Source organism: Flavobacterium bomense (assembly GCF_003970355.1).
Genome location: NZ_RYDJ01000130.1, coordinates 1 through 1,328, shown reverse-complemented (window position 1 = coordinate 1,328; position 1,328 = coordinate 1). Strand labels below are relative to the sequence as shown.

Below are 1,328 nucleotides of genomic sequence, written 5' to 3'. Positions count from 1 at the left end.
ACGAAAAATACAATACCAAATTAATGATTTCGGTTTGGGCAAAATTCTATGAAGATACTCAAAACTACAAAGATCTTGAAGCCAAAGGCTATATCCTAAAAAGAAACGTGGTCGAAAACCGAAAAGATTGGTTGGGTTTTAACAATGCCATTTACGACCCGTTCCATCCCGAAGCCCGAAAAGAATTTTGGAAATTAATCAACAAAAACATCTATACCACCGGAATCGATGCTTGGTGGATGGACGCTTCAGAACCAGATGTTCACAGTAATATGCCTCCCGAAGTTCGAAAAGAAATGATTGGAAACACCTACCTTGGAGCGCCAGAAATCAACTATAACGCATTCTCCTTGATGAATGCCAAAGGAATTTACGAAGGCCAACGCAGTGTAGATCCCAACAAAAGAATCTTTATGCTGACTCGTTCGGGTTTTGCAGGTTTGCAACGTTATGCTGCAGCCACTTGGAGTGGTGATATTGGCTCTCGATGGGAAGATTTGAAAAATCAAATTCCTGCTGGTTTGAACTTTACAATGTCTGGATTACCGTATTGGACAAGTGATATTGGAGGTTTTTCTGTAGAAACTCGTTACGAAAACGCAACAGGCGAAACACTAGAAGAATGGAGAGAATTAAACGCTCGTTGGTATCAATATGGCGTTTTTTGTCCACTATTTAGAGCTCACGGTCAATTTCCATACAGAGAAATTTACAACATTGCACCTGAAGATCATCCAGCATACAAAAGCATCTTGTTCTACAACAAATTACGGTATCGAATGATGCCTTATATTTATTCTTTAATTGGACAAACGTATCATAACGATTACACGATGATGCGTGGACTTCCAATGGATTTTAATTCTGATAAAAAAGTTTTAAATATCGCCGATCAATTTATGTTTGGCCCAGCATTGCTTATAAATCCAGTAACCGAATACAAAAAACGCAGTCGTGAATTGTATTTACCAAACACCAATGGTTGGTACAATTTGTACACTAGCGAATTCCTAAAAGGTGGTCAAACCATTACTGCCGAAGCAACTTACGAACAAATTCCGTTGTATGTAAAAGAAGGTTCTATTTTGGCTTGTGGACCCAATATTGAATATACTTCACAAAAATCGTCGGAGCCTTTTACTATTTATGTTTATACCGGAAAAGACGTTTCTTTTAGTTTATACGAAGATGAAAATACAAATTACAATTACGAGAAAGGGAAGTTTTCTACCATTGAATTTAAATATAACGAAGCTTCAAAAACATTGACTATCGCAAACAGAACAGGAAGTTTTGACGGAATGCAAAAAAACAGAGCTTTCAATATT

Annotated in this window: 1 protein-coding gene; it reads left to right on the top strand. The window is 37.2% G+C overall.

Annotation, left to right across the window (positions count from 1 at the left end; translation table 11 throughout):
* Nucleotides 1-1,328: glycoside hydrolase family 31 protein (locus tag EKL98_RS16140; protein ID WP_126563160.1), on the top strand; the 1,328-nt coding region annotated here is incomplete at both ends.